This is a genomic window from Novosphingobium sp. AAP93 (genome assembly GCF_001296055.1).
GTDB lineage: Bacteria > Pseudomonadota > Alphaproteobacteria > Sphingomonadales > Sphingomonadaceae > Novosphingobium.
In genome coordinates, this window is the sequence record NZ_LJHZ01000057.1 from 67,347 (window position 1) to 94,256 (window position 26,910).

The 26,910-nt window shown below is 64.3% G+C and carries 28 protein-coding genes; 19 read left to right on the plus strand and 9 right to left on the minus strand.

The features are described from left to right. The first annotated feature begins 1 nt into the window (after position 1). From IP83_RS09840 to IP83_RS09855, 4 genes are read left to right on the plus strand one after another with little or no spacing between them, the layout of a single operon-like run. Positions 2-850, plus strand: coding sequence for an alpha/beta fold hydrolase (locus IP83_RS09840; protein WP_231624994.1), 849 nt, complete (start codon positions 2-4; stop codon positions 848-850). After that, positions 847-1,623, plus strand: coding sequence for an SDR family NAD(P)-dependent oxidoreductase (locus IP83_RS09845; protein ID WP_231624995.1), 777 nt, complete (start codon positions 847-849; stop codon positions 1,621-1,623). The genes IP83_RS09840 and IP83_RS09845 overlap by 4 nt, the downstream gene beginning before the upstream one ends. After that, a complete protein-coding gene (locus IP83_RS09850; protein ID WP_054122039.1) occupies positions 1,620-2,045 on the plus strand; it encodes a limonene-1,2-epoxide hydrolase family protein in 426 nt (141 codons plus the stop codon). The genes IP83_RS09845 and IP83_RS09850 overlap by 4 nt, the downstream gene beginning before the upstream one ends. Positions 2,046-2,049: 4 nt before the next feature. Continuing rightward, entirely contained in the window at positions 2,050-2,688 is a 639-nt protein-coding gene (locus tag IP83_RS09855; protein WP_054122040.1) for a glutathione S-transferase family protein, read from the plus strand. Positions 2,689-2,745: 57 nt separating this feature from the next. On the opposite strand, the gene IP83_RS09860 is transcribed toward IP83_RS09855, so the two are convergent. Next, on the minus strand, positions 2,746-3,276 hold the full coding sequence (locus IP83_RS09860; protein ID WP_054122041.1) for an ester cyclase: 531 nt from the start codon (positions 3,274-3,276) through the stop codon (positions 2,746-2,748). A 187-nt stretch (positions 3,277-3,463) separates the two neighbouring features. On the opposite strand from IP83_RS09860, the gene IP83_RS09865 reads away from it, so the two are divergent. The 4 genes from IP83_RS09865 to IP83_RS09880 are packed head-to-tail and all read left to right on the plus strand — an operon-like array spanning position 3,464 to position 7,929. Beyond that, the gene (locus tag IP83_RS09865; RefSeq protein WP_054122042.1) at positions 3,464-3,919 is read left to right on the plus strand and encodes a nuclear transport factor 2 family protein; all 456 of its coding nucleotides are present in this window, start codon (positions 3,464-3,466) and stop codon (positions 3,917-3,919) included. Between the two features lie 31 nt (positions 3,920-3,950). Then, positions 3,951-6,299, plus strand: a complete 2,349-nt coding sequence (locus tag IP83_RS09870; protein WP_054122043.1) for a membrane-bound PQQ-dependent dehydrogenase, glucose/quinate/shikimate family — start codon at positions 3,951-3,953, stop codon at positions 6,297-6,299. A gap of 11 nt (positions 6,300-6,310) precedes the next feature. Next, positions 6,311-7,153, plus strand: a complete 843-nt coding sequence (locus IP83_RS09875) for an SDR family NAD(P)-dependent oxidoreductase (RefSeq protein WP_054122044.1) — start codon at positions 6,311-6,313, stop codon at positions 7,151-7,153. Continuing rightward, complete coding sequence (locus IP83_RS09880; protein ID WP_054122045.1) at positions 7,150-7,929, plus strand: hypothetical protein; 780 nt, start codon at positions 7,150-7,152, stop codon at positions 7,927-7,929. Before IP83_RS09875 ends, IP83_RS09880 begins: the two co-directional genes overlap by 4 nt. Positions 7,930-7,940: 11 nt before the next feature. Here IP83_RS09880 and IP83_RS09885 read toward each other — a convergent pair whose 3' ends face one another. From IP83_RS09885 to IP83_RS09895, 3 genes are read right to left on the minus strand one after another with little or no spacing between them, the layout of a single operon-like run. After that, complete coding sequence (locus IP83_RS09885) at positions 7,941-9,155, minus strand: cytochrome P450 (RefSeq protein ID WP_054122046.1); 1,215 nt, start codon at positions 9,153-9,155, stop codon at positions 7,941-7,943. 49 nt (positions 9,156-9,204) lie between these two features. Then, positions 9,205-10,368: a hypothetical protein gene (locus IP83_RS09890; protein ID WP_197274333.1), complete on the minus strand. Its 1,164-nt coding sequence runs from the start codon at positions 10,366-10,368 to the stop codon at positions 9,205-9,207. Continuing rightward, positions 10,365-11,498: a sulfotransferase gene (locus IP83_RS09895; protein ID WP_054122047.1), complete on the minus strand. Its 1,134-nt coding sequence runs from the start codon at positions 11,496-11,498 to the stop codon at positions 10,365-10,367. Before IP83_RS09895 ends, IP83_RS09890 begins: the two co-directional genes overlap by 4 nt. Before the next feature lie 97 nt (positions 11,499-11,595). Between IP83_RS09895 and IP83_RS09900 the strand changes: the two genes are divergently transcribed. Genes IP83_RS09900 through IP83_RS09910 form a run of 3 tightly spaced genes read left to right on the plus strand, consistent with a single transcriptional unit; the run spans position 11,596 to position 15,468 of the window. Next, a complete protein-coding gene (locus IP83_RS09900) occupies positions 11,596-12,369 on the plus strand; it encodes an SDR family NAD(P)-dependent oxidoreductase (protein ID WP_054122048.1) in 774 nt (257 codons plus the stop codon). Between the two features lie 10 nt (positions 12,370-12,379). After that, the gene (locus tag IP83_RS09905; RefSeq protein ID WP_054122049.1) at positions 12,380-13,978 is read left to right on the plus strand and encodes a GMC family oxidoreductase; all 1,599 of its coding nucleotides are present in this window, start codon (positions 12,380-12,382) and stop codon (positions 13,976-13,978) included. Continuing rightward, positions 13,978-15,468, plus strand: coding sequence for an aldehyde dehydrogenase family protein (locus IP83_RS09910; protein WP_054122050.1), 1,491 nt, complete (start codon positions 13,978-13,980; stop codon positions 15,466-15,468). The genes IP83_RS09905 and IP83_RS09910 overlap by 1 nt, the downstream gene beginning before the upstream one ends. Positions 15,469-15,481: 13 nt before the next feature. On the opposite strand, the gene IP83_RS09915 is transcribed toward IP83_RS09910, so the two are convergent. Next, the gene (locus IP83_RS09915; protein ID WP_082364626.1) at positions 15,482-16,513 is read right to left on the minus strand and encodes an LLM class flavin-dependent oxidoreductase; all 1,032 of its coding nucleotides are present in this window, start codon (positions 16,511-16,513) and stop codon (positions 15,482-15,484) included. Between the two features lie 124 nt (positions 16,514-16,637). On the opposite strand from IP83_RS09915, the gene IP83_RS09920 reads away from it, so the two are divergent. Together IP83_RS09920 and IP83_RS09925 are read left to right on the plus strand one after the other, a co-directional pair. Beyond that, positions 16,638-17,066: a nuclear transport factor 2 family protein gene (locus tag IP83_RS09920; protein WP_054122052.1), complete on the plus strand. Its 429-nt coding sequence runs from the start codon at positions 16,638-16,640 to the stop codon at positions 17,064-17,066. Positions 17,067-17,112: 46 nt separating this feature from the next. Beyond that, positions 17,113-17,841: an SDR family oxidoreductase gene (locus tag IP83_RS09925; protein ID WP_231624996.1), complete on the plus strand. Its 729-nt coding sequence runs from the start codon at positions 17,113-17,115 to the stop codon at positions 17,839-17,841. Here the strand turns inward: IP83_RS09925 and IP83_RS09930 are convergent, their stop codons facing one another. Further along, positions 17,842-18,987 (minus strand): 12-oxophytodienoate reductase, encoded by a 1,146-nt coding sequence (locus tag IP83_RS09930; protein ID WP_054122053.1) that lies wholly within the window; start codon positions 18,985-18,987, stop codon positions 17,842-17,844. It lies immediately after the preceding gene. Positions 18,988-19,095: 108 nt separating this feature from the next. Beyond that, the gene (locus IP83_RS09935; protein WP_054122072.1) at positions 19,096-19,308 is read right to left on the minus strand and encodes a ferredoxin; all 213 of its coding nucleotides are present in this window, start codon (positions 19,306-19,308) and stop codon (positions 19,096-19,098) included. A 108-nt stretch (positions 19,309-19,416) separates the two neighbouring features. On the opposite strand from IP83_RS09935, the gene IP83_RS09940 reads away from it, so the two are divergent. Genes IP83_RS09940 through IP83_RS09965 form a run of 6 tightly spaced genes read left to right on the plus strand, consistent with a single transcriptional unit; the run spans position 19,417 to position 25,271 of the window. Continuing rightward, entirely contained in the window at positions 19,417-20,805 is a 1,389-nt protein-coding gene (locus IP83_RS09940) for an aromatic ring-hydroxylating dioxygenase subunit alpha (RefSeq protein WP_054122054.1), read from the plus strand. Positions 20,806-20,839: 34 nt separating this feature from the next. Beyond that, complete coding sequence (locus IP83_RS09945) at positions 20,840-21,421, plus strand: 3-phenylpropionate/cinnamic acid dioxygenase subunit beta (RefSeq protein ID WP_054122055.1); 582 nt, start codon at positions 20,840-20,842, stop codon at positions 21,419-21,421. 5 nt (positions 21,422-21,426) lie between these two features. Continuing rightward, entirely contained in the window at positions 21,427-22,593 is a 1,167-nt protein-coding gene (locus IP83_RS09950) for an FAD-dependent oxidoreductase (protein ID WP_054122056.1), read from the plus strand. Continuing rightward, positions 22,590-23,405 (plus strand): SDR family NAD(P)-dependent oxidoreductase, encoded by an 816-nt coding sequence (locus tag IP83_RS09955; RefSeq protein ID WP_054122057.1) that lies wholly within the window; start codon positions 22,590-22,592, stop codon positions 23,403-23,405. The genes IP83_RS09950 and IP83_RS09955 overlap by 4 nt, the downstream gene beginning before the upstream one ends. Beyond that, positions 23,402-24,022, plus strand: a complete 621-nt coding sequence (locus IP83_RS09960) for a TetR/AcrR family transcriptional regulator (RefSeq protein ID WP_054122058.1) — start codon at positions 23,402-23,404, stop codon at positions 24,020-24,022. The genes IP83_RS09955 and IP83_RS09960 overlap by 4 nt, the downstream gene beginning before the upstream one ends. Positions 24,023-24,041: 19 nt before the next feature. Then, positions 24,042-25,271: an acyl-CoA dehydrogenase gene (locus tag IP83_RS09965; RefSeq protein WP_054122059.1), complete on the plus strand. Its 1,230-nt coding sequence runs from the start codon at positions 24,042-24,044 to the stop codon at positions 25,269-25,271. On the opposite strand, the gene IP83_RS09970 is transcribed toward IP83_RS09965, so the two are convergent. Both IP83_RS09970 and IP83_RS09975 read right to left on the minus strand, forming a co-directional pair. Then, entirely contained in the window at positions 25,265-26,071 is an 807-nt protein-coding gene (locus IP83_RS09970) for a dienelactone hydrolase family protein (RefSeq protein WP_054122060.1), read from the minus strand. The genes IP83_RS09965 and IP83_RS09970 overlap by 7 nt on opposite strands. Positions 26,072-26,087: 16 nt before the next feature. Next, positions 26,088-26,663 carry a malonic semialdehyde reductase gene (locus IP83_RS09975; RefSeq protein WP_054122061.1) on the minus strand — a complete coding sequence of 192 codons (576 nt, stop codon included), beginning with the start codon at positions 26,661-26,663 and terminating at the stop codon, positions 26,088-26,090. Positions 26,664-26,910: the final 247 nt, after the last annotated feature.

Consider the following 26,910-nt stretch of genomic DNA (forward strand, 5'->3'; position numbering starts at 1 on the left):
TTTGTCCGGAACGATCGTTCGTTTCAGAGGGGACGGGCTGGAACTGGTCGGCGAAGCCTTTGGCGATCCGGCAGCTCCGCCTGTCCTCTTTTTTCATGGCGGCGGGCAAAGCCGCAACGCCTGGCGCGGATCGGCCCGGATCGTGGGGGACAGTGGCTATTACGGCGCGACCTTCGACCTGCGCGGCCATGGTGACAGCGCCTGGGCCGCCGATGGCGACTATCTTCTGGAGGCCTTCGGACGCGACGTCGAAGCCCTGCTCGGGCAGTTCAGCCGCCCGGTCACGCTGGTCGGCGCGTCACGTGGCGGGCAGGCCTCATTGGTCGGCGGATCACGTCATCCGTCGCGGGTCAGACTGGTTGTGCTGGCCGATGTTGCGCCGCTGATGCGCGACCAGGGCGTGGATGGCATTCGCGCTTTCTTTTCGGAAGGCGAGGCCGGCTTTCCCACGCTCGATCAGGCTGCCGATTCCCTCGCCCGGCATCTCGATCAACCCCGCTTGAGCGATAGCACCCGTCTCGCCCGCGCGATGCGCCAGGACGCCGCAGGACGCTGGCATTGGCGCTGGGATCCCGCCACCGGGCGAGCCGAATTCCTGCATCCGCCCAGCGAGGGCGAGGCCATCCTGGCCGCTGCCGCCCGCATGACGTCACCGATCGTGTTGGTGCGCGCCGAATTGAGCCACCTCCTGACGGACCAAGGCGTTGACCGCTTCCGCGAACTGACCCCACAACTGAAGGTGGTCGTTGCAAAGGGAGTCGGGCATATGTTCACGGCCGACCGTAACGATGGCTTTGCTGCCGACTTGCTGGACTGGCTGGAGCAAACGCCGGAGAGGGTCGCAGCATGACTGAGGGTGCAGCGCAGCGGATGAATGGCCGTGCCGCATTCGTGGTCGGTGCGACCGGCGGCCTCGGCCGCGCCTGTGCGCTTGCGCTCGCGCGGGAATGGGACGGTGTGGCGCTCGGTTATCGCACCAGCGCCGACAAAGCTACAATCCTAGCCGAGGAGCTAGGCCCACACTGCCACGGCCTGCCCGTTCCCTGCGACGTCACCGATCCCGGCTCCGTAGCCTCCGCAATCAAGCAGGCACGGGCCCATTTCGGCCGGATCGGCACAATGGTGTTTGCTTCGGGCGTGGCAATCGAGCAGCCTTTTGTGAGCAAGGTTGGCGAGGCGCAATGGCGCGAAGTCATCGAGGCCGAGCTGATCGGCCTGACCCGCGTGGTCGCAGAAACCCTGCCAGTGTTTCGTGAACAGGGCGGCGGAAACTTCGTCATTCTCACCACGGTTGCCAACACGGTGTTTCCGCCCGGAGATGCGCTGTCCTCAGTGCCCAAAGCGGCCATGGCGGCGCTCGGGCGCGCAGTGGCCAAGGAGGAAGGGCGCTTCGGGATCAGGGCCAACATGGTCGCTCCCGGGATCATCGCCGCCGGCCTCGGTGCGGCCTTCATGGCCGATCTGTTCACGCCCGAAGTATGGGAAGCACAGCGCAAACGGATTGCGCTACAGTCGTTCGGCGCGGGCGACGACATCGGTGAGGCGGTCGCCTTCCTCGCCTCGGACCGGGCCCGCTACATTACCGGCCAGACCCTGATCGTAGATGGAGGATTCAGTCTGTGAGCGAAGCCAACCATGCCCGCGTCCTGGCCTTTCTGGATGCCTTCCACGTTGCGGGAACCCCCGATTTTGCTGGGCTCGCCGCCTATTTTGCCGAGGATGGCTACTATCAGCCGCTGGTGCCGGCAACCGAACGCATGGTTGGGCGGGCCGCAATCGCCTCAGCCCTCGAGAAGCAGTACCAGACCTATTACGAGTGCGCCTGCGAGATCCATGCCTCCGCCGCCATGGGCCGGTTCGTCTTCACCGAGCGGACCGATCACGTGACCCTGTATGCTGGCGACCGCAAGGTGGGTTCGCGCGTCTGCGCCGTCTTCGAGTTCAACGATCACGGCGACATCGCGGGCTGGCGCGAATATTGGGACACGGGTGACGTGATGCGGCAAATGGGCATTTCGGCCGAAGCTCTTGCGGCGGCGATGTAAGGCCATGCTGACCCTCCACCACCTCAACAACTCGCGTTCGCAAAAGATCGTCTGGCTGCTCGAAGAGCTGGGCCTGCCCTATGAGCTTGTCTGCTATCAGCGCGATCCGGTCACCCTGCTGGGACCGCCGGCGCTCAAGGCACTCCACCCGCTCGGCAAGTCGCCCGTGCTGGATGATGACGGCCAGCTGCTGAGCGAATCCGGGGCCATCACCCAGTATCTGCTGACGCGCTATGGCAAAGGCCGCCTGGCCCCAGACCCGGCGGGCCCAGACGCGACGCGGTTCCTCGAATGCCTCTATTTCGCGGTCTCGGCCGGAATGAACCCGGTGATGTTCAAAGTCTATGCCCGAGCTTTCAAGCTCGTCGGCGAACCGCTCGACCTGGCCGCCACCGCCGAGCTCGAGCACGCGCTGCGCTTTATCGACCTGCTCCTGGGCGAGCGGACCTGGTTGATGGGCGATCTGTTCACGGCCGCCGACATCCAGATGAGTTTCATCCCCGAGCTGGCCAAGGCCGTGGGGGCATTTTCAGGCCATCCGGTGATCGAAGCCTGGCAAGCCCGGCTTTATGCCCGCCCGGCGTTTCGCCGGTCGATCGAGCGCGGCGGCGCTTACGCTTTTGCTCCCAGCCCATTGGACTGAAAAAAGGGGGAAGGCCCGCAAGCCTTCCCCCAACTACCACTCAACCGACTCGGAAGCTTACTTGTAAGGATCGACCGGCTGCGGCGCGGCGATCACTTCAAGATCGATCAGCATCGAAAGAACGTCCGAGATCGAATAGATGTGGACGATCTTGTCACCTTCGAACTTGATCCAGCTGAACCACAGCACGTCGAGCTGATTGCCGGTCGGCTGGACCCCCATGTAGGGGCCGCCGGTGTGCTTGCCATGGTGATGGCACAGCACGCAGATCTCGTCGTCCCCTTTGCCCCAGGCCTTCAGCGTGCGGTAGACGCTGGGCGGGAAGGTGGTGAACAGCGCCATCGGCGAGGTTGACCATTCCTCGAACGTGCCCAGATCAGGGCGGTTCGGGTTGTCGTAAGTCATCTTAGACTTGTCCATGAACTGGTCGAAGCCGGTCCAGTCGCCCACGTTCAGCTTGTCGTGCAGGTCCATCCACTGGGTGACCATGAACGTCTGCCGCTCGGTCAAACCATCAGTGATTTCGGCACGCTTGGCCGAGGACAGTTTGAAGTCTTCAAGCGTGAAGGGCGGAATACGTCCGGCCATAAGTGATCTCCAGAGTTAGGGCCGACGGTATGCGGCACGGGCATTCTAACGGACACCGGCCAGTGGCCGGGTTCGACCATGCTTTTCCGGTCTGGGGCGCCGGGTGCAACCTACCAATCGACAGGCCATCCTGTCGGTCGCGCTGATAGGAAAGAAACAGAAAAATCGGGCGAGGATACCAAGAACCATGACCCTTTCGCTGCAGGAAATGTCCGACCGCTTCGAGATTCAGGATCTGCTGGTGGGCTATTGCTATGCCGTGGACGACAAGGATTTTGACGGACTCGACCAGTTTTTCACCGAAGATGCGGTCATCGACTACAGCGAGATGGTCGGGGTCAAAGGCTCGCTGAGCGAGATCAAGCAATTCCTGCACGCTAGCCTTGGCCCCATCCCTATGTCCCAGCATGCGGTGATGACGACGCAGTACATATTTGCCGGGGACACGGCGGAAACGCGCACCGTCTGCCAAAATCCGATGGTGGTGCCCGGCGATGACGGCGCCTTGCAAACGATCTTCTTTGGCCTTTGGTACATCCACACCTTCAGGCGCACGGCGCAGGGTTGGCGCATCGCCAGCCTCTACGAAAAGAAGTGCTACAATCACAACCTGCCTGACTACGTGAAGGCGATGACGGCGTGACATCTGCCGCGACCGGCGAGAACAGCCTGCCATGACATGGCTGAACCGCCTGCTGGCCATGCTGTTGCTGGCACTGGCCGCAGGCCTGATCTGGCTGGGCAGCCGGTTGTGGCTGGCCGGTGGATCACCGTATTACACGATCGCCGGCCTCTGCTTGATTGGCACGGCCTGGCTGCTCTGGCGCCAGTCTGGCCGCGCGCTGCGACTGTTCGGCTTTCTGTGGGCGGGCACACTGCTGTGGGCGCTGTGGGAAGCTGGGCTGGATGGTTGGGCGCTCGCCGGCAGGCTGGGCCTGCTGACGGGTATCGGCCTGTGGCTGCTGACCCCGTGGGTGCGCGGGTCGCTGGGTGAGCCGCGGAGTTCAAGGCTCAGCCGTATCTTGCTGAGTCTGGCCTTTGCGGGATTGATCGGCGGCACGGCATGGATCTTCTGGAACGACCGGATCACCGGCGGTACCGACCTGACCCAGCTGGCCTCCGCTCCGGCCAACGCCGCTGATGGCGATTGGACCAACTGGGGCAATGCGCCGGGCGGTAATCGCTACTCCGCGCTGGCGCAGATTTCGCCCGCCAATGTCGGCGCCCTGGCTCCGGCCTGGACCTATTCACTGGGCAAGGAGCCCAGCGGCGAGGCCGCGCCGTTCGAAGCCACGCCCCTGAAAGTGGGCGACAAGGTCTATGTCTGCACCGGCTACAACGACATCATCGCACTCGATGCCGAAACCGGCAAACAAGCCTGGCGCTTTGCCGCGCATAGCGATGTCGAGGGCATATTCGGCCAAACCTGCCGGGGCGTAACCCATTACCGGGTCCCCGCCCTTGCCTCGGGGGCGCTCTGCGCCGAGCGCCTCTATACGGCGACGATCGACAGCCGCCTGCTCGCCGTCGATGCCGCAACGGGCCAGCCCTGCAGCAGCTTTGGCACCGATGGCGCGGTCAATCTGCTCACCGGCATGTCGCAGGCCCCAAAGGGCTACTACCACCTCACCTCCCCGCCCACGATCATCGCCGGCAAGCTGGTGCTGGGCGGCTGGGTCACCGACGGACAGATGCGGGGCGAGCCCTCAGGTGTCATCCGGGCCTACGATGCGGTCACCGGCAAGCTGGCCTGGGCCTGGGATATTGGCCGGCCAGATCGTTCGGGCGAACCGGGGCCAGGGGAATCCTATACCCCCGGCACCCCCAACAGCTGGAGCGTGATGAGTGCCGATCCGGCGCTTGGCCTGGTCTACGTGCCGATGGGCAATGCCACGCCGGACTATTACGGCGGCCAGCGCACACCCGAGATGGACCGCTATTCCAGCGCTGTCGTGGCGCTGGATGCCAATACCGGCAAGCCGCGCTGGCACTTCCAGACCACGCACCATGACCTGTGGGATTATGATGTCGGCTCACAGCCCGTGCTGTTCGATCTGGCCGACGGCCGCCCGGCGCTGCTCCAGCCGACCAAGCGCGGGGAGCTGTTCCTGCTCGACCGCCGCACGGGCAAGCCGATCTCCGAAGTGATCGAGCAGAAGGTTGCGGTCAGCAATGCGGTCGGCGAGCGCTCATCCCCCACGCAGCCCTTTTCCACCGGCCTGCCCAATTTCCGCGGCACTATGCCCAGCGAGAAAACGATGTGGGGCGTGGCCCTGCTCGATCAGGCCTGGTGTCGCCTGCGCTTCAAGCAAGCCCGGTTCGATGGCACGATGACCCCGGTTGAAGCAGACCGGCCGACTGTGACCTGGCCCGGTTCGCTGGGGGGGCACAACTGGGGCAGCGTTGCGGTCGATCCGGTCAACCGGATCGCCATCGTCAATTCCTCGCATGTCATCACCTACAGCCAGCTCATTCCGCGCGACAAAGCGGACGCCATGGGGCTGAAGCCCGTGGCGAAACCGAGCTTCGAGAATGTGGCGGGGCCAGTTGCGCAGGCGGGCACGCCCTATGCAGTGTCGGTTGCGCCGTTCCTCTCCCCGCTGGTCGCGCCCTGCACCCAGCCGCCTTACGGGATGATCAGCGCGGTCGACCTCAACACCCGCAAACTGCTCTGGCAAAAACCCTTCGGCACGATGCGCGACAGCGGGCCGCTGTTGCTGCACACCGGCCTGCCGATCCCGATGGGCGTGCCCAACATCGGCGGGGCCGTGATCACGGCGTCAGGCCTCGCGTTCATCGGCGCAACGCAGGAACACATGTTCCGGGCTTTTGATGTCCGCACCGGCCGCGAGCTGTGGAAGGGCCGGCTTCCGGCCGGAGGCAATGCCAATCCGATGACCTACTGGTCCAGCAAGTCTGGTCGCCAGTTCGTCGTCATCGCCGCCGGCGGTCATGCCGGTATCCTGTCCGGCTACAGCGACCAGCTGATTGCCTATGCGCTGCCCCAGGGCAGCAAGCCCTGAGGATCCCGCGAATGAGCACGATAGCAATGGTCACCGGCGCCACGCGCGGACTGGGGCGCGGCATGGCCAGAGGTCTGGCCTCTACCGGCGCAACCGTCTGCGTCACCGGGCGCGATAAGGCCGAACTGGCCGCCGTATCGGCCGAGATCGAGGCGGCTGGCGGAACGCCGCTGGCGATCGCCTGCGACCATGCCGACGATGCCCAGGTGGCCGCGGCCTTCGCCCAGATCGGGCGTGATCTCGGCCGCCTCGATATCCTCGTCAACAATGCGGCAGCGGTTTACCCGGAGTTCCTGATCGCGCCCGGGGCCTTCTGGGAAAAGCCGCTCAAGCTGGTGGACATGATCGATGTCGGTCTGCGCTCGAACTACGTGGCGGCCTGGCACGCCGCGCCCTTGATGGCGCAGGCCGGCAAGGGGCTGATCGTCAGCATCTCGTTCTATGGCGCCGTGTCCTATTTCCACGGCCCCGCCTATGGTGCGGCCAAGGCCGGCACCGACAAGATGATGGCTGATATGGCGATCGACTTCGCTCCGCATGGCGTGGCCGCGGTTTCGCTGTGGCCGGGCTTCATCCTGACCGATGCCGTGCGCGCGATGCCGCCCGAGCATATCCCGGAGGACCTCCGGGCGATGCTCCCGCACTGGGAGACGCCCGAATTCACCGGGCTGGTGATCGATGCGCTCTACCGCGATCCGGACCTGATGGCGCTGACTGGTCAAGCCCTGATCGGTGCCGAACAGGGCGCGCGGCTGGGGGTGATCGATACCGACGGCAAACAGCCGATGTCATACCGCGACAGCATGGGCGCACCGGCCTTGCCCTTTACTCGCGCTGCCGGATCAGCCGCATGATCGAGGCGGTCCTGGTGGTGCTGAGCAAGGCCCATCCCGGCCGCGAGGCCGATCTGGACGATTGGTACACCAACATCCACATTCGCGATGCCCTGCGCTTCCGCGGCTCGATCGCGGCCCAGCGGTTCAGCCGAAGCCCGGACCAGCCGATGGCGCTGCCCGCCAGCTTCGATTGGCAGTGCCTGGCGCTCTACGACGTGTTCGATGCCGAGCGGTTCTCGCGCGAGCACTGGGAGAACGCGCTGACCACGCGCATGATGGTGACCGACGCCTTCGACGATACCGTGCTCGAGGACTATCACTACTATCCCCTCGCCTTCCGCGACAATGATCCCGGCGTGCCTCACACCGGCGGCGTGATCCTGGAACAGCTGAACGCCGCGCCCGGACAGGATGCGGCGTTCCGTGACTGGTACGTCGATGACTATCTGCCGCTCACCGCCCGGCGCCCCGGCGTGCAGACCGCCAGCTTCGGGATGTACCGCACCTATGGCCAGATGATCCCGACCACGCCGAGCCACACTTACGTGGGCGTCTTCAAGGTCAACGACCCGGCGGCCTGGCAGGCCTGGCGCGACAGCCGGATTCTGACCGGCGCCGCCTGCGTGGAACAGACGAGCCTGCGGGTCACCCATTGGGACTGGCTCACCGCGCGGCTGACCAAGGACGACGTCCAGCACCCCTCCTCGCCGGGCCTCGCTGCCGAAGAAGCCGCCCGCCTCCGGATGGGCGACAGGGTGGTCACCTCCGGCACCGAGAAACTCGGCGCCGCCTAGGGCAACGCCTGTTACCAGACCAGCGGCAGGGCGACCGTCTGGATCATCCCAAGGTGATAGGAAATCTCGTGTCCGGGCTGCAGCCCAAACGTCGGGATGCGCTGCAGAAACTCCTCGATCGCGATCCGCATCTCGCGCTTGGCCAGGTGCATGCCCACGCACATGTGCGGGCCGAAACCCCAGGACACATGGCGGGGATTGCGATCGAAGCGGATCTGCTCCGGGTTGGGGAACTCCTCCGGATCGCGTCCCGCCAGCGTGGTGGACATGGCCACCTTGTCGCCCGGCATCATCCGCACGCCGCCGAATTCGATGTCCTTGGTGCAGGTCCGGAAGGTGGTGACCGCCGCATAGCCGCGCATCATTTCATCAATCGCGTGGGGAATGCGCGCGGGGTTGTCCTTGAGGAACTGCTGATCCTGCGGATTGCGGGCGAGATGCAGGAACTGGTGCCCCATATTGGTCGAAACGGTATCCAGCCCGCCGATGAACAGGTTGAAGGCAAAGCCGACCAATTCATCATCATCGAGCTTGCGGCCTTCGACCTCAACACCGAGCGCATAGCTGATGATATCGCTGCGCGGGTTCTTGCGGCGATCCTCGATCTGCTCGCGCAGGAAGCCGACCACGTTGCGCGTGGCATCGGCAATCGTGGCGAGGTCCATCGCGTGCAACAGCCCGGTTTCCCATTCCAGGAATTGCCGGGTGTTGCTGAGCGGGAAATCCATCAGTTCGAGGAACACCTTGATCGGGAATTCAAAGGCGAAATCGGCCATGAATTCGCACGACCCACTCTCACGGAACGCCTCGATGTAATCGGCCGCATACCCGCGGATGCGCGCTTCCAGTTTGGTCATGGCGGAGGGCGTGAACAGCGGGTTGATGAACGCGCGGTACTTGGCGTGCTGCGGCGGATCGATTTCGACTGGAAGGTTCGTCCAGGTGTCCCCGACCAGCTTCGAAAAGGGCGAGAAATCCTTGCTGGAGAAGGTCTCGGTATCGAAATAAATCTTGCGCAGATCCTCTACCCGGCGAACGATCCAGGCCCCGGTGCCGCCCGGATAGGCGTGCGGCGTGTAAAAGATCGCCGGACCTTCATGCACGGCCGGGGCCCACTGGGTGAAGGGATCCTCCTGGGTCGTCATCCCGAAGACATAGGGGAACGGCCGAACCAGCGCCTCGGGCACGTGAGCCGGGATCACCGGTGCGGGAAAAAGGCTCTGCATCGCTCTGCTCCTTCACGAATGTTGTTATGATTTGAGGGCAGCGACTGCGCTACCAGCGCCGCCGCCACTGCACGCCGCGCCGCCGCGCCCGCAGTTGGCTGTCGCGCAGTTCCTGGGAAATAGTGGGCGTGTCTGCCGGCAATTCCCGCCGCAGATCCGCCAGGTCGACCAGCCGCAAGCTGGGCTGCGGCCCGCTGCTCGCTTCAGTCCAGCGCAACATGACCGCGCCTTTGCTGTTGCCGCCCGGATCCAGCCAGTTGGGCACGCCGGGATCGTCGAGCGCGATCACCGCACGGAACCGCCCGTCGCGGTCGATCCGCGCCTGTCCCCCGTTCAGGCTGGACTGGCGGTTCATCCAGTCCACGCTGTTCCAAAGCAAGTCAGACAGCTGGACATTCCAGTAGCGCACCTGCTCGGGCAGATCGGTTTCGAGCAGCAGGGCCTTGCCCGGTTCAAGCCGAAACAGCCCCTGATAATAGTGCTGCCCCTGGACTCCGCCCTGTCCGGCCCAGTCATCGTGTTCCAGCCGGTTCCACAGGTCCTTGGCGCGCTGCCCGGCGATGAAGCCCAGCGCCATGCCGGACAGGCGCTTGGGATAGGCGGCCAGCGCAGACAGGCGTTCGGCGATCTCCTCTGCCGAACGGCGGCGAGGCTGATGGGCCTGGTCGATCCGCTCGATCGCAATGCGCGCCTCGCGGCCATGGCCCCAGTCATAGCTTGCCTGGCGCAGCGTCAACGAGCGGGCCGAGGGGTCGAGCTGGCGCCAATCGCCTGTCCAGTCCGCCGGGCGCGCGGCGCTCAGCAGCAGCGAAAAGCGGCCCTGCCCGTCCAGCTGCAGAGTATCAAAATCGAGCAAGCCCAGCGATCGCCCGGGCTTATCCATCACACCGAGGCTACCAGCCGTTATGTCCATCAGCAGAAACAGGCCGTCGCCGCGCTCCCCGCGCAGGACATAACTGCCACTGCCGTCGATCGTGGCGGTCCCGTAAATGAAGTCCGGATTGGTGCCGACGCAATGCAGATGGGTGCTGACGGCCGGAACGAAGTCCGGAAAATCTGCGTCGGCAAAGGCGGTGTACCAGCCCGAAGCCAGGGTCATCCAGAACAGTCGCTCCGCCTCTGCGGCGGCTTGAGGGTCGGCCGGATCGGCCAGCAGCGGGAGCAACTCTGCCGCTGTGCCGAAGGCGGCGATCCGCTCATCCCAGCTGCTCACAGGAAGTCGCCGTAGGTCTGTATGTAATCGGCATAGACGGTCTCGACCTGTTCGCGGGTCAGGCCGTAATCCGCGAGTTCATAACGGTGCTGGCCGTGCTTGTCCGACGGGTTTGCCACCCACCAGTCGCTCACCGCCTGTTCAGTTGTCGCGGTGAAGTCCATGCCGGCGTGGTGATAGACTTGGCGCACCGCTGCGACCGGATCGGCGACGATGTCCTTGAACCGCAGATCGAGCACGCGCACCTGGGGATTGGCCTTGCGCCAGGCCATCGAGGCGACCTGGCCGTCGTGCCAAAGGTGGAGCAGTTCCCGACCCAGCGCAGCACGATCGATGCTGGTGAAGCTGACGCAGCGGATCACCTCGATCAGGCGTGAGATCGAGGCCATCACCGTGACCGGATCGCGATGCGGCTGGACCAGCACGGCATCGGGATAAGTCCGCATCAGCTCGCCCAAATGATAGGCGTGTTCCTGGACCTTGAGCACCCAGCGCTGGCGCGGATTTCTCCACGACAGGTGCTGCAGCCACATCTTGTGCACCTGATAGCCGAAGCTGGTATCGGCCTTGTGGTACCAGTCATAGTAGCCCGGCAGGCTGAACAGCATGGTCGGGTTGATCCCCTGAAAGGCCGTCTCCAGGATCATGCCGCATTCCTGCGGGATCCGCGCACCGATCGGATGGGCCTTGAGAATGTCGGCCCAGGCCCCCGTGAAGTTGGCGGCGACATAGGCATCGAACCCGGCGGCGCGCGGATCGGTGTCGAAGGTCGCCGCCTCGGGTGGCGGCGAAGGTTCGGCCACCTCCCATTGCAGCGGCGTGCGCACCTGCGGGTCGGCACCGATCAAGGCATGGAGGATCGACGTGCCGCAGCGTGGCAAGCCGAGGATGAAGACCGGACGGTCGATTGCGATCTCGGCAATCTCCGGGTGCGCTGCCCGATCGGCAACGATGGCCGCCAGCCTCGACAGATTGTCGCGAAACTGGGCCAGGGCGCGCGTGCGGCCATCGGCGGAGATGCCGGTTTCCTGATCCAGTGCGGCCAGTGCCGCCGTCAGCCCGGGCATGGTGCCAGCGGCGATGTCGCCAACAAGGCCGGCTTCGGCCAGCATGAGTTCTGCGGTGGTCATGGCCGCAGGCTAAGCCGGCAAAATGCAACCTCACCCGTCTTGGGATAGGCGCGCAGGTCAGACCTGCCGGTCCAATCAAGGTTCGGGAGATTTGGCGATGCACCTTGATCTGAACGCTCTCTACAACCTGCGCGGCAAAGCCGTGGTCGTCACCGGCGCGGCGCAAGGCATGGGCGAAGCCATGGCCCGCGCCTTTGCCGGCGCAGGCGCAAAGGTGATGCTGGCCGATATCAGCACTGAGCAGGCCGCAGCGGTCGCCCAGGACATCGGTGGCGATGCTGCAGCGATGGGCGTGGACATGGCGAGCGAAGCCAGCGTTGTTGCCTTGGTCAAGGCCGCACGGGCCCGGTTCGGGCGGCTCGACATTCTGGTCAACAACGCCGGCATCCAGCACCGCAAGATGCTGGAAGACACTGATCTGGCCTATTGGGACCATGTCCATGACATCAATCTGCGCGGGGTGATGCTGGGGATCCGCGAAGCCGTCGCGGTGATGCGCGCGGATGGGACTCGGGGGGCAATCGTCAATATCGCCTCCAACAGCGCTTTCCATCCGATGGCACCCAGTCTGATGGCCTATGCCGCGAGCAAGGCCGGGGTGGTCTCGCTCACGCGGTCCGCGGCGATGGAAGTGGCCAAGGATGGCATCCGGGTGAATGCGGTGTGCCCAGGCAACACCACCACGCCGGGTCAGGGCACGGCCAGCGGGCCAGGCTTTCCGCCCGAGGTGATCGCCAAATTCATGCCGCCGCTGGGCCGGCCTGGACGGCCCGAGGAGATCGCCGCCGCCGTGCTGTTTCTCGCATCGGATGCGGCAAGCTATATCACGGGCCAGACGCTGATCGCCGATGGCGGACATCTGATCGGATAGGAACACCAGCGTGCCGGAAAGTTATGATTACATCATCGTCGGCGCCGGGTCCGCCGGCTGTGTGCTGGCCAACCGTCTCTCCGCCGACCCCGCCAACCGGGTGTTGCTGCTGGAAAGCGGGCCCGACGACAAGAGCCCGCTGATCGCCATGCCGCGCGGCCTGGGGAAGTTGCTCGACCCGGCCAACCCGCACGTCTTTGCCTATCCGGTCACCCCGGCCGGAAACCAGCCACAAGAGGTCTGGCTCAAGGGTCAGACAGTGGGCGGCTCAAGCTCGGTCAACGGCATGGTCTATATGCGCGGTAGCCCGCAGGACTATGATGACTGGGCCCGGGCGGGCTGCACTGGCTGGGGCTGGGACCGGATCGGGGCCCAGTACCTCAGGCTGGAAGATCACGTGCTGGGCGCGGACGAATGGCGCGGCACGGGTGGGCCATTGAAGATTTCACGCTCCCCCAAGGGCAATCCGCTGTGTCAGGCTATCCTCGATGCGGCCGGTGAGCTGGGCGTGCCCGAGGTCGAGGACGTGAACCACACCGATGTCGTGGCGAGCCAGGGCATGGGCTATCAGGTGGTCACCACCTTCAAGGGCAAACGCTTTTCGGCCGCCCGCGCCTTCCTGGATCCGGCGCGTCAGCGGCCCAATCTCAAGATCCTGACCGGAATTCGGGCCGAGAAGATCCTGTTCGAGGGCAAGCGGGCGAGCGGCGTGCAGCTGGCCGACCGCGATGTCCTTTGCCGGGGCGAGATCATCCTGAGCGCGGGTGCGGTCGAATCCCCCAAGCTGCTGGAACTGTCCGGCATCGGCGATCCCGCCAGGCTCACCGCGCTGGGTATCGCGGTGCTGGTGAACAGCCCACAAGTGGGCGAGAACCTGCGCGAGCATCGCTACGTGGCCTTGGACTGGCGGGTGACCGGCAAAAGCTCCAACCAGAAGCTGCAGGGCCTCGGGCTGCTCGCCTCGGTGCTGCAATATTTCCTGCTCTCCAGCGGTCCGATGACCGATGCCGCGCACGAGGTTGGCGGCTTTATCAAGACGCGCGCGGACCTGGACCGGCCCGATGCCCAGATCGGCTCGATGCTGGTGACGATGGGCATCAACGCCAAGGGCCAGGTTGTGCTCGACAGCTTCCCCGGGCTGCGGCTGCTGGGCTATTTCTCCCGCCCCGAGAGCCGCGGATCGAGCCACATCGTTGCTGCCGATCCGGCGCGGATGCCCGAAATCAACGCCAACCATTTTGCCGAGGCGGTTGATCGGCAAACCGCGCTGGACCTGTTCAAATGGCTGCGCAAAATCGGCCAGCAGCCGGCCTTGTCGAAGTGGATCGTCGAGGAAGTGGGCACGGGAGCCGCGATGCAGAGCGACGAAGACATCCTCGCCAACCTGCTCAAGCTGGGCGGCACCAGCTATCATATCGCCGGAACCGCCGCGATGGGCGCCAGTCAGGACAGCGTGCTCGATCCGCAGCTGCGCGTCCGCGGCGTCACCGGCCTCCGGGTTTGCGACACCTCGATCATGCCCACGCTGGTGTCCGGCAACACCAATGCCCCGGCCATGGCGATCGCCATGAATGCGGCCGACATGATCCTTGCGAAAGAGCCTTCCTGATGACCGTTCCCTTCACGCATATCGACCGCATTTATATCGACGGCCAGTGGATCGCCCCGGAGGCCGGGCTTGAGCCCGTGATCAATCCCGCCACCGGTGCGCCGATCGGTGAGGCTCCGCTCGCCAGCACGGCCCAGGTGGAAGCCGCCATCGCGGCCGCGCGGCACGCGTTCGATCACGGTCCGTGGCCCGGCCTGAGCATGGACGAGCGTGCCGACGTGATGCAGCGCATGGTCGATGCCTTGCGCGCCCGCCAGGCCGATATCGCAGCGCTGATTGTGGCCGAAGTCGGCTGCGCGCAGCACATCACCCACGGGATGCAGGTTGCCAATCCGATCAATCACCTGGTTGCGGCGATCAAATCGGCGCGCCGCGATGAAGACGAGCGGCTGCCGATCGATATCACCCCCAACATGTTCATCCCCGGCGGACCGCAGGCGATCGGCGGCACGACCGTGGTGCGTGAGCCCTTCGGCGTCGTCAGCGCGATCACCGGCTACAACTTTCCGTTCCTGCTCAATCTGGCGAAGATCACGCCCGCCCTGCTCGCCGGCTGCACGATGGTGCTCAAGCCTTCGCAGTTCACCCCCTATTCGGCGCTGCTGCTGGGTGAGGTCTGCGACGAGATCGGCCTGCCCAAGGGCGTGCTCAACATCGTCACCGGCGGCATCGCCGAGGGGCAATTGCTGTGCACCGATCCGCGCATCGATCTGGTCACCTTCACCGGTTCCGAAGGGGTGGGCGCAGCGATCATGGCGCAGGCCGCACCAACGCTGAAAAAGGTTCACCTCGAACTCGGCGGCAAGTCGGCAATGATCGTCCGCCACGATGCCGATGTGCAGCGCGCCGCAGCGATGGCGGTGGGCTACCTGTCGGTCAACGCCGGGCAAGGCTGCGCGATCCCGACCCGGCTGTTGGTGCACAACAGCATCCGCCCGGCCTTTGCCGCAACCGCCAAGGCGATCGCGGCGCAAATCAAGGTGGGTAATGCTGCCGATCCGACCGTCACGATGGGGCCGCTGATCCGCGAAAGCCAGCGCACCAAGGTCGAACACTACATCGCTCTGGGCAAGGCGGCCGGGGCGACCTTGCTGTGCGGCGGGGGACGGCCTGCGGGGCTGGACGGGGGCTTCTTCACCGAAATGACGCTGTTTGACGATGTCACCAACGACATGGCCATCGCGCAGGATGAAATCTTTGGGCCTGTGGGCTGCATCATCGGCTTCGATACCGACGACGAAGCCATCGCGATTGCCAATGCCTCGCGGTACGGCCTCAACGGCGCCATCGAAACCGCCGACGCGGCCGTGGGCTATGCGATGGCGCTGAAGGTCCGTGCCGGCAGTGTCGCACTCAATGGCGGCACCGGCACGATGTCCTATGCCCCGATCGGCGGCTACAAGCGGTCAGGCATCGGCCGCGAATATGGTCCGAACTGGCTGCGCGAATATCAACACGAGAAATCGGTGTTCTATCCAATCGGGCGGTAAGCCCGGGCCAGACCTATAGCCCCTGCACCGCGGGCAAGACGTCGGCGGCGAACCGGTCCATCGTGGCTTCGCGCTGGGCCGGATCGCCGATGCCCCAGGCCAGATCGACCACGCCCACCCCGCAATCGCGCAAGGCTTCGAACCGGCCCTTCAACGTCTCGGGCCCGCCGACGAAATAGGGCTCGGTGATCAGCGGAACCACCGGCGGTCCGCCGAGGGTCTCCTGCTGGATCTGCGCCTGTTCCGCCGCCTTCCGGCCGAAGAACGCCCCCATCTCGGCCTGAGCCTCGGCATCGCTCGCGGCGGCATAGGCGATGCCGCGGTAAATCACCTGCTCCGGCCCGGGCTCCCAGCCCGCCTTCGCCGCTTCGGCATGGTACAGCCTGACCCAGTCGGCGACGACCTCCACCGGCGCGAAGGAAAAGGCGATCCCCATCCGCCGTTCAGCCGCAAAGCGCACCGATTCCTCGCTGTTGCCCGAGCCGTAGATCGGCGGATGCGGCGCCTGCAGGGTGCGCGGCCAGACGGCAACCGTGCTGAACTGGTAATGCTCGCCCGACCACGACATCGGCTCGGTTTCGCTCCAGGCCTGGCGGATCAGGTCTATCCCCTCCTGCGTCATGCCGCGGGTAGCGGCGCCATCGCTGTCATAGGTCCGGTGCTCGTTGGGCGTGCCGCGCAGGAACAGCACCACCACGCGCCCGCCGGAGAGCTGATCCAGCATGGCAATTTCCTCGGCCAGGCGGACTGGATTGACCAGCGGCACCAGCGGCCCGAGCAAGGCGATCTTCGCGCGGGTCGTCACCTGGCTGAGCGCAGCGGCCATCAGGCAGGGATTGGGGGTCAGGATATAGGGCGCGTAATGGTGTTCGGACACGCTGACCCAGTCGAACCCGAGGGCGTCCGCGCGGCGCGCCATCGCGATGCTGTGCGCGAAAGACGCTCGGGCAATGTCGCGATCGCAGAATGCGGGCCGAGCCGGCCAGATGTCCAGGCCCGGGGCTGGCCCGTCATACCCCGTCATGCACAGACTCGATACCAGCATCGCCCGGTCCCCCGCCAAAGCAGCGGACTAAATCGAACCCGCAATCAAACCGCCTATCCAAAGAAGGGCCATCCACACGACCGGCGATCTAGAACTGATTGCAAGAACGGCGAGGGGTGCGGGAATGAACACGGCAATCCGGATCGGCACGGGATTGAGCGCCCACGATGAACGCGCCATCTCGGCCGTGCTGATCTCCTACGCAACCGGCATCGACCAGCGCGACTGGCCCTTGTTCCATTCGCTGTTCACGCCTGACTGTGACGCCGACTATGGCAGCTTCGGCAAATGGCACGGCGCCAATGCCATTACCGAGTACATGAAGCAGGCCCATGCCGATCTCGGCGCCACGCTTCACCGGATCAGCAATATCGAGATCCGTTCGGTCGATGGCGGGGTCCAGTCGCGCTGTTATGTCGATGCCCTGCTCTGCCCGATTCATGAAGGCGGGCCGCTGCATCGCGGCATTGGCTACTATGACGACCATCTGACCCGCACCGCCAATGGTTGGCAGATCGCCCGCCGCCAGTTTCATGCCGTACTACTGGAATGAGGCGCGTTACGCTGTCTTGAACGTGTCCCCCTCGCCTGAAAGCACCATGATGACCAGTCTCAGCGGAAAGAACGCCATTGTCACCGGATCATCATCGGGCATCGGCGCCGCCACTGCGCGCAGGCTGGTCGCGGCTGGTGCCAATGTCATGCTGGTGGCGCGAAGGTTGGACCGTCTGACCGGGCTGGCGGCAGAACTGGGCGGCGCTGCCGTGCCGCTGGCGCTCGACCTTGGTCAAGCTGGCGCCGCCGAGGCCCTGCTGGACGCCGCTACGGCGCGGATGGGCTCGGTGGATATTCTGGTCAACAATGCCGGCATCCTGCGCACCAGCCATGTCGATAGCTTCGATCTGGCCGAACTGGAGCCGCTGATCGCGATCAATTACACCGCCGTGGTCCGCGCCAGCATCCTGTTCGCGCGCCACATGAAAGCACGGGGCAGCGGGCAGATCGTCAATCTCTCGAGCATCGGGGCCAGCCTCACCGCCGCCGGCACCGGTGTTTACGGCGGACTGAAGGCCGCCCTGGAGCGCTTCACCGATGTCTTGCGGATCGAACTGGTCGGCAGCGGGGTGCGCGTCGGGCTGATTGCCCCGGGCACCACGACCACCGAGATCTTTGCCGAGATGAAAAGCAAGGGCCAGCCGGGCTGGGATGAATATCTGCCGCCAATGGTGCCAGATGACTTGGCCAAGGCCGTGCTGTTCATGTGCGAGCAGACCGGCAATGCCAATGCCGCGCGCATTCACCTCTATGCCACGTCTGAAGCCTTCTGATCACTCGAGCCGGCCATAGGCCGACATATCGAAGGGGTTGAAGGGTTCGCCGCGGCGCGCCTTGCCGATCCAGTCGGCATCCATCAGCGCGGCGCGGCCGATCGCGACCAGATCGAATTCACCGGCAGCGAACCGGCGGGACACCTCTTCCAGATTGTCGAACGTTGTGGTCGGCTCGACGAACGAGCTTGCCAGATCCTTGTCAAAGCCGATGCCGCCGACTGTCATCACCGGCTTGCCCGTCAGCTTACCTACCCAGCCCGCCAAGCCCATGTCCGATCCAGCGAAGGCAGGAGCATCGAAATGGCGGGTCGACACGTCAAAGATATCGACCCCAGCATCCGCCAGCGCACCCGCGATCAGTCCTAGCTCCTCGGGCGTTTGGGCCAGCGCAGCGCCATAGTCCTGAAGCTTCCACTGCGAGAGGCGATAGATGATCGGCTTTTCCGCCGGGATAACCTGGCGGATCGCGCGCACCACTTCGCGCGCCAGCCCGGTGCGCCGCAACAGATCGCCGCCCCATTGGTCGGTCCGCTGGTTGGTCTCCGCCCACAGGAAGCTGTCGAGCAGATAGCCATGGCCGCCGTGGAGCGCGATGGCATCGAAACCCAGCGCATGCGCATTCGCTGCGCTGCGGGCATAGCCCGCGATCACCGCGCTGATGTCATCGTCGGTCATCGGCTGCCCGGGCGCCATTACCGCCGCGAGATAGTCGGGTGGCACCATCGCCCGATCGAACGGACCCCACAGGCCCGACGGGCTGAGCGATGGCGCATCCGGATGCGGGCCGGTTCCGGCCAGTCGGATCGGCCCCATGTGCCACAACTGCGGGGCGATCTTGCCACCGGCCGCATGAACGGCGTCGACGACGGTCCGCCAACTGGCCAGCGCCGCGTCACCATGAAGCACAGGCAGAGCTGGCCCGCCGGTCGTGCCATCCCCCAAAGCTGCCGGGTGATCCGGCCCGACGCCTTCGGTGATCACCAGACCCATGTGTGCACGGCGCGCATAGTAGTCCGCCACACCTGGCACCGGCACCCCGTTCGGGCTGAAATTGCGGGTCATCGGCGACATGACGAAGCGATTCGCCAGGGTCAGCGAGCCGCAGCGGAACGGGGCGAACAGGGGGTCCAGATCGTGGCGCATGAGGTCCTCGCACAGGTGCAGCCTGCTGCTTCGGCGCGATGGCGGGCGCGATAACCTCTCGCCCGACAGGGGGACAGCCTCTGCCCTAAGGCCGGGCCTTGGCGTTGATCAGGCGGCCACCAGCTTGAGCGCCGATTGCGGACAGGCCTCGGCCCCCTCACGCGCCAGATCCTCCAGGCCTGCCGGCACGATCTCGTCCTCGACATAGACGATGCCGTTGTCGTCCAGCTTGTAGACGTCGGGACAGATGTCGGCGCAGACCCCGTAGCCGCAGCATGCAGGCTTGTTGATCACGACCTTGAGCTTGCCCTCTCCGGACATCAGCATCTCCTTTCATCCGTCTCCGGTTCGAACTTACATATTGAACATCTTTCATTCAATATGTATAACGCGATTCAACGAGAAAAAACCGGCTGAGGAGATGATAGCATGCTGCAACAAGCAAGCCTGGCCCTGCGCGATGGCACCACCCTCGATGATCTGGTCATGCGCGACACCAACGAGGTGTCGCTCCGTGTGATGACCGATGAAGAGCTTTACAGCCATGAGATGGAGCGGATTTTCGCCAAGACCTGGCTGCTGCTGGGGCATGAAAGCGAAATCCCAAAGGCCGGCGACTTCGTGGTCCGTGATATGGCGGAAGACAACGTGATCGTGGCGCGGGACCGTGATGGCAGCGTGAACGTATCGCTGAACGTTTGCCCGCACCGGGGCATGCGCGTGTGTCTGGGCGAGGCCGGCAACAAGCCGATCCACCAATGCATTTATCACGGCTGGGCCTTCAAGCCGAACGGCGACTTCATCGGTGCGCCGATCGAAAAGGAAAAGATGCACGGCAACAACGTCGACAAGGCGACGCTGAACCTGAAGAAGGCCCGCGTGCACCTTTATGGCGGGCTGATCTTCGCCACCTGGAACGTGGATGGCCCCTCATTCGACGACTATCTGGGCGACATCAAATATTACATGGACCAGCTGTTCTGCCGGACCGACAGCGGCCTGGAGCTGCTGGGGCCGCCGCAGCGCTTTGTCCTGCCCTGCAACTGGAAAATTCCCGGCGAACAATCGGGCTCGGACGGCTTCCATACGCTGACCCTTCATCGCTCGCTGATGGAGGGCGGTGTGATGGGTGGTACCGCAGAGACCATCTACGATCAGGCCCCGGGCATGTACGGCGTCGATGTCTCATGCGAGCAGGGCCATTCGCTGCGCTGCCTTGAAGCGGAAAAGACCTTCAAGATGTTCGCCGACGTGCCGTTCGAGGGCAAGTCGGTGGAGGAACGGCTCAATTTGCTGACCCCGCCGGGGATCACCAAGGAGATGATCCCGCAGCTGTTCAAGAACCTGTCCGCCGATCAGGTCGAACAATTGGCCACGATCCCGCCACAGGTCGGCGGCATGTTCCCCAACATCCTGCTAGCGTTCATTTTCGCCCCGCGCACCGATGGCGGATCGTCAGGCGCTTTGGCGCTGCACACCTATGTTCCCAAGGGACCGAACCAGGTTGAGTTCGTCAACTTCATCTTCGCTGAGAAGGACGCGCCCGAGCAGATGAAGCGCGATATGCTGCAGAACTCGGTGCAGCAGACCGGCACCTCCGGAACGATCGAGCAGGATGATGCCGACGTCTGGCCGGTGATCATGCGCAATGCGCGCGGTGCGGCCAGCAAGGGCATGACGCTCAAGTATCAGGCGCTGCATGGCCACGAGCGCCCCGAAGGCTGGAAGGGTGGCGGCCTGCTCTATCCGGGCTTCACCAAGGACGACACCCAGTGGAACTGGTGGCTCGCCTACCACAAGCTGATGAGCCAAGCCTGACGAGCGAACCAAGTTGCGCCGAGAGGATAACGACATGACCTGGGTAACCAAATCGACTGCCGCCCCCGATTCCACCACAATTCTGCGCGGCCTTGTCTCGCGCCGGCGGGTGCCGCTGGGCAGCGAAGTCTACAACCGCCTGCTGGAAACGCTGTATGACGAAGCCGCTGCGCTCGATGAGCGCCGGTTCGATGATTGGGTCGCGATGCTGGCGCCCGATCTGGTGTACCAGGCACCGATCCGCATGACCCGCACCGGAGTGAACAAGGACCGCGACGTGATGCGGACCATGTTCCACTTCGATGATGACTATGGCTCGATCCTGATGCGCACTGGCCGTCTGCAGAAAAGCGCCTGGGCTGAAGATCCGCCATCACGCTGCCGCCGCTTCATCACCAATGTCCGTGTGGCCGAGTGCGATGCAGCCTCCGAATACGAGGTGGTGAGCTATCTTTATCTCGAACGCAGCCGTGGCGATAATCCGCACAACGAGCAGCTGACCGCCGAGCGGCGCGATGTCTGGCGCGACGTGGACGGGACCTATGTTCTGGCCCGGCGCGAGATCATCGTCGACCAGTCCGTGCTGGGCATGTCGAACCTCGCGGTGTTTCTCTAAGCGCCATGGCCAGCGCGCTTCCTTCTTCGATTGTTGTGGTCGGCAGCGGCTTGGCCGGGTTTGGCGTGCTGCGCGAACTGCGCCGGCTATCGCCGGATGCGAAGCTGACGATGGTGACCCTGGAGGACGGACACTTCTATTCGAAGCCGGCCCTGTCCACGGCGCTGTCGAAGGGGAAGACTGCCGAGACGCTGATCACCTCGAACGCCGCAAAGATGGCCGCCCAGCTGAAGCTGGATGCCCGGATCGGCCGGGAGGCGCTGGCCATCGATTGCCCAAGCAAGGCCCTGCTCACCACGGGCGGGCCAGTGCCTTATGATGCCCTCGTGCTGGCAACGGGGGCCACGCCGGTTCGCCCGTCGCTTGATGGCGAAGCCGCGCACCGTGCGATCCCGGTCAACCAGCTGGAGCACTATGCCCGGCTCCGCAAGGAGCTGCCCGATGGCGGGCGGGTGTTGATCATGGGCTCGGGACTGGTTGGGACCGAGTTCGCCAATGACCTGATCTCCTCCGGCTACCATCCGGTGGTGGTTGACCTGCTGCCACTGCCGCTAGCGCAACTGGTGCCCGCCGCCGTGGGCGAGAAGGTGCGCGATGCCCTGGCCGCCGAAGGGGTGGAATGGCACCTGGGCCGCCGGATCACCGCGATCGATTACAAGGTGCCTGCCCCCGGCTATGTGGCCACGCTGGACGATGGCACAGTGATCGAAGCCGATCTGGTGCTCTCAGCGGTTGGCCTTCGCCCCAATGTTGCACTGGCTGCCGAGGCAGGGCTCGATGTGGGCCTGGGCATCAAGGTCAACGCCTATGGGCAGACCAGCGATCCGCATGTGTTCGCGATCGGCGATTGCGCCGAATACGAGCATGGCCTGTCCGCCTATGTCACCCCGATCATGGCTGCGGCCCGCGGGATTGCAGCGACGGCGCTGGGCACGCCCACCGAAATCCGTTTCCCGCCGCTGTCGGTGCAAGTGAAGACCACCCTGCTGCCCATCAACCTGCTGCCTCCGCCCCGCAGTCTGGCGGGTCAGTGGCAGTGCCTGGACGACGATGCGCAGGGTTCGAAACACCAGTTCATCGATACTGACGGAATCGTGCGCGGCTATGTGTTGACGCGCGACAAGTGCGAACAACGCATGGAAATGGACGCCAAAGTGGGAGAATTTGCATGAGCCAGCTGCTCGAAGGAATAGTGGCGATCGTCACCGGCGGAGCCAAGGGGCTTGGCTATGGCATCTCGCGCGCGATGGCCAAAGAGGGCGCCGCCCTGCTGATCACCGGCCGCGACGGCGCTGCCACCGAACGGGTTGCAGCTGAAATCCGGGCCGAGTTCGGCACGCGGGCAATCGGCATGGCCGCCGACATGCGCGACAAGGATCAGGTCGAAGCCATGGTCCAGCGCGCGGTCGATGAATTCGGCGGGCTCGATAGCCTGATCACCAACGCCTCGCAGCTTTCGCCAAACGTTTTGCTCGAGCACAAGACCGACGAGATGCTGGCCGATACCTTGGCCATGGGTGTGTGGGGAACCTGGTGGGCCATGCGCGCCGCCTTCCCGCACATGAAGCAGCGCGGCGGCGGCACGATCGTCAATTTCTACTCGATCGATGCCGACACCGGGGCCTGGCTCCATTCGGACTACAACATCAACAAGATGGGCCTGCTCGGCCTGACCCGCAGCGCCGCAGTGGAATGGGGCCGGTTCAACATCCGGGTCAACGCGATCGCCCCGACCGGCATGGGTCAGGTCTTCGCCCAGCTGGTCAAGGACGTGCCCGGATTCCTCGACATGGCCACGTCGACCAACCCGCTCAAGCGGGCGGGTGATCCCGAGAAGGATATCGGGCCGGTGGTGGTCTTCCTCGCTTCGGAAATGTCGCGGTTCATCACCGGCGAGATGATCAACGTCGATGGCGGGCAGAACCTGCCGGGATACGTGAGCATTCCGCACAATCTCGACGAGATGGAAAAGGGCCCCGCATGAACCTTGCGGTCATCGAGAACGACGAAGCGCCCCTCCCCGAGGTCGAGCTTTCGCCCAGCGTGATCCGCATTCTCAGCGGAGCGCTCGATGCTATCGCGGCCCGGGGTGTGAAACGCCTGTCGATGAGCGATATCATCGACGCCAGCGGCGTTTCGCGCGGCACGCTGTACCGCTATTTCTCGAACAAGGATCAGGTGCTGGCCGCCGTGGCTGAATTTGTCTGCACCGGCTTTGAAAACGGTATCCGGGAGTCCGGCAAGGGCATCGACGACCCGATCCTGCGCCTAAGGACGGTGATGCAGTTCTACGACCGTTACACTGCGGAGAATTCACCCGGCCGGGTCTTCGAAGTGGAACCCGCGTTCCACCTCGCCTTCTTTCGCAGCCGCTTCGCCCGGTACAAACAGGCGGTGCTCGAGGCCCTAGAGCCGACCTTTGACTATCTCGACGGCCTGCTGGGCGAGCCGATGCACCGCGAAGGGTTTGTCGAAACCCTGGTGCGCAATCAGCTCAGCACCTTGCTGGTGCCCGCCAGCGACGAATGGAAGCAGCTTTGGAACGATACGGCAGACAACATCCAGAAGTGGGCGTTGGTGATCGCTGCCGCGCGCAATTGAGCAGGAAAGGAACATAATCATGGCCACTGCGGCAGTAATCGACACGAGTGACTTCTCGGGCTTTGCCGACAAGGCAACCGCCGAGGCGATGATCGCGAAGGCCAAAGAAATGCGCCCCTTGCTGATGGCCGAGGCGGCTGCCGGCGAGGCCCAACGCTCGCCAACCAAGGCGGTCGAAAAGGCCCTGTTCGATAACCGGATGCTCAGCGCTCTCTTGCCCAAACGGCTTGGCGGCGTGGGGCTTTCGTTCACCGATTTCTGCCGGATGCAGATCGAGATCGCCAAGGGCGACCCGGCGATCAGCTGGGTCATGCAGATCATCAATGGCACCAGCTGGGTGACGAGCCTTGCGCCCGATAGCGTGCAGGATGCCGTATTCGCCAATGGCCCGACGACGGTTTGCGGAGCCTACAATCCTCCGGGCAAAGCCCGCAAAGTTGATGGCGGCTGGATCATCAACGGCGCCTGGCCTTACACCTCGGGTTCACGCCAGTCCAAGTGGGCGCAGCAGGGCGTGGTGCTGGAAGGCTATGATGGCCCCGTCGTGCCCGGCATCTCGATGTGCTATATCCCCTTCAGCGACCTGACGATCACCGACAGCTGGTACGTCACCGGTATGCAGGGCACCGGATCGGACACCAGCGTGGCCAAGGACGTGTTCATTCCCGAAGGCCAGATGGTCCTGATGAACGAGCGCGCCGGGCAGATCGACCGGACCAAGCGCCACTTCGGCGCGCCGTCCGATCTGTTGCCCGTGGTTCCGGTGGTTCGCACCACCGGCATCGCCCAGCTGATCGGCGCAGTGGAAGCGATGCTGGAAATCGTGCGAGATGAGTCCGGCAAGAAGCCGGTCCTGACCACGATCATCGGCCCGCGCACCAGTTCTGGAGCCTATATGCGCGATCTGGGCGAAGCTGCGGCGATGCTCGACACCGCCAAGCTGATCCTGTTCCACCTGGTTGGCGAGTTTGACCGTGTGGGGCTGACCGACGGCGAGCTGACGATTGAGGACAAGGCGCGGCATCGCGCGCAATGTGCTCAGATGGTCAAGCTGGTCCACACGGCGTCGGAATCGCTGATGTTCCAGGCCGGGTCTTCGGCGTTCTCGCTTGAAAAGCCGATCAGCCGCTATTGGAAGGACGTCTCGATGGGGCTGCGCCACATCCAGAACATCCCGACGATCGGCTATGAAATCTATGGCCGCAATATCGCAGGCGGCGACATGATCTCGCCCCCGGGCGCTTACTGACCTGGCTGCAGGCGCGCGCGAAAGAAATCGAGGATTTCGTCGCGCGCCTGCACCGTCGGCTGGCCGGCTTCATCGATCAGATGCAGCGTGACCACGCTGTGCGGGGTCTTGAGCGGGGCATCGGGATTGGCGGCGGAATCGGGCAGCACCTTGCCGACGAAACGATCCCCCAGCGCCTCGCTATAGGCGGCAAAGCGTTCGGCCCGGCAGTAGCTGTCACCGGCAAAGCGGTAGGCTAGCACGGTCAAATCGTCCGCCTCCATCCGTGCCTTCACCAGCTCCAATTCCACCGGATCGATTGCCAGCCCCGCCGGGTTGTGCATCGGCAACGACGGTTGTGACAGCACTGGCGCAATCACCGCCTTTTCCAGCATCATTGCCAGGGCAAAATTGCCGGTGAAGCACATCCCGATCGCGCCTACGCCCTGCCCACCACAGTCCTGGTGCGCCTGCGCCGCCAGCGCCCGCAGCCACTGGGTCACCGGGCTTGAGGCATTGCTGGCAAAGGCGCGGAATTCCTGGCTGATGCAAGCGCGCGCCAAGGTCATCATGGCCTTGCCCTTGCCGGGCAGGACCCCGTCTTCACCGAACAGCGATGGCATGAACACGGTGAACCCGGCATCACGCACCCAGCGTGCGAAACGCGCCACATAGGGGCTGATCCCGGGGATTTCGGACATCACGATCACCGCCGGGCCACCGCCAGAGACGTGCACGCGCTTGGTCTTACCCAGCAACGTGATCTGCCGCGGCTCAAAATCATCAAGGCGGTCACGATAGGCAGGATCGATCACGGCCATCCAGGCTTTCCCTCACTCAGACGATGCGACAAGCATCGTCGAAATCCAGACGCGGGTTGCGCGGAAACAGGCTGTCCTCGCGGCCATAGCCCAGAGTGCAGAGGAAATTGGCCAGCCAGCGCCCGTCGGGCAGAAAGGCTGCGTTGACCTTCGCCGAATCGAAGCCCGACATCGGCCCACAGTCCAGCCCCAGCGCCCGCGCCGCAATGATCAGATAGGCCCCCTGCAGCGGCACATTGCGCGTCAGCATGTCGGCGATCAGGGCATCATTGCCGGCAAAGACCGACTGATAATCGCGCGAGGGGAAGAGTTTGGGCATTTCCTCATAAAAGCGGCTGTCCCCGGCGACAATCACCGTAACCGGCGCTTCTCCAACCTTGGCGACATTGCCGGGACTGACGCATTCGCTAAGCCGGGCCCGGCCCTCATCCGAAGCCACGAAGACAAACCGCGCCGGACAGGTGTTGGCGGCTGTCGGGCCCCATTTGACGTGATCATAAAGCTCGCGCAGCAGGTCCGGCGCGACCGGCCTGTCCTCGTAGCCGTTATATGTGCGCGCGCCAGCAAACAGGCGGCCGATCTCGATCACCATACTGGTGGTAGCCGGTCTAACGCCAGGTCTTCGAGAACCTGCGCCGGAACCTCACTGACCTGCATGTTCGCCATAACATCGTCGCTCCACTCACCACTGCCCATGCCAGATTAGAAGCCTCTCCCCCAGAGCTGACCTGCTCAAGGATAGGTTACTCCGCTGGGTCAGGTGCCGCTTTACACGGGTCAAACGAAGCTAGCGTCCGCGCTCGTGGTGTAATTTCCGGTGTAGGCGATGGTGTATTCCG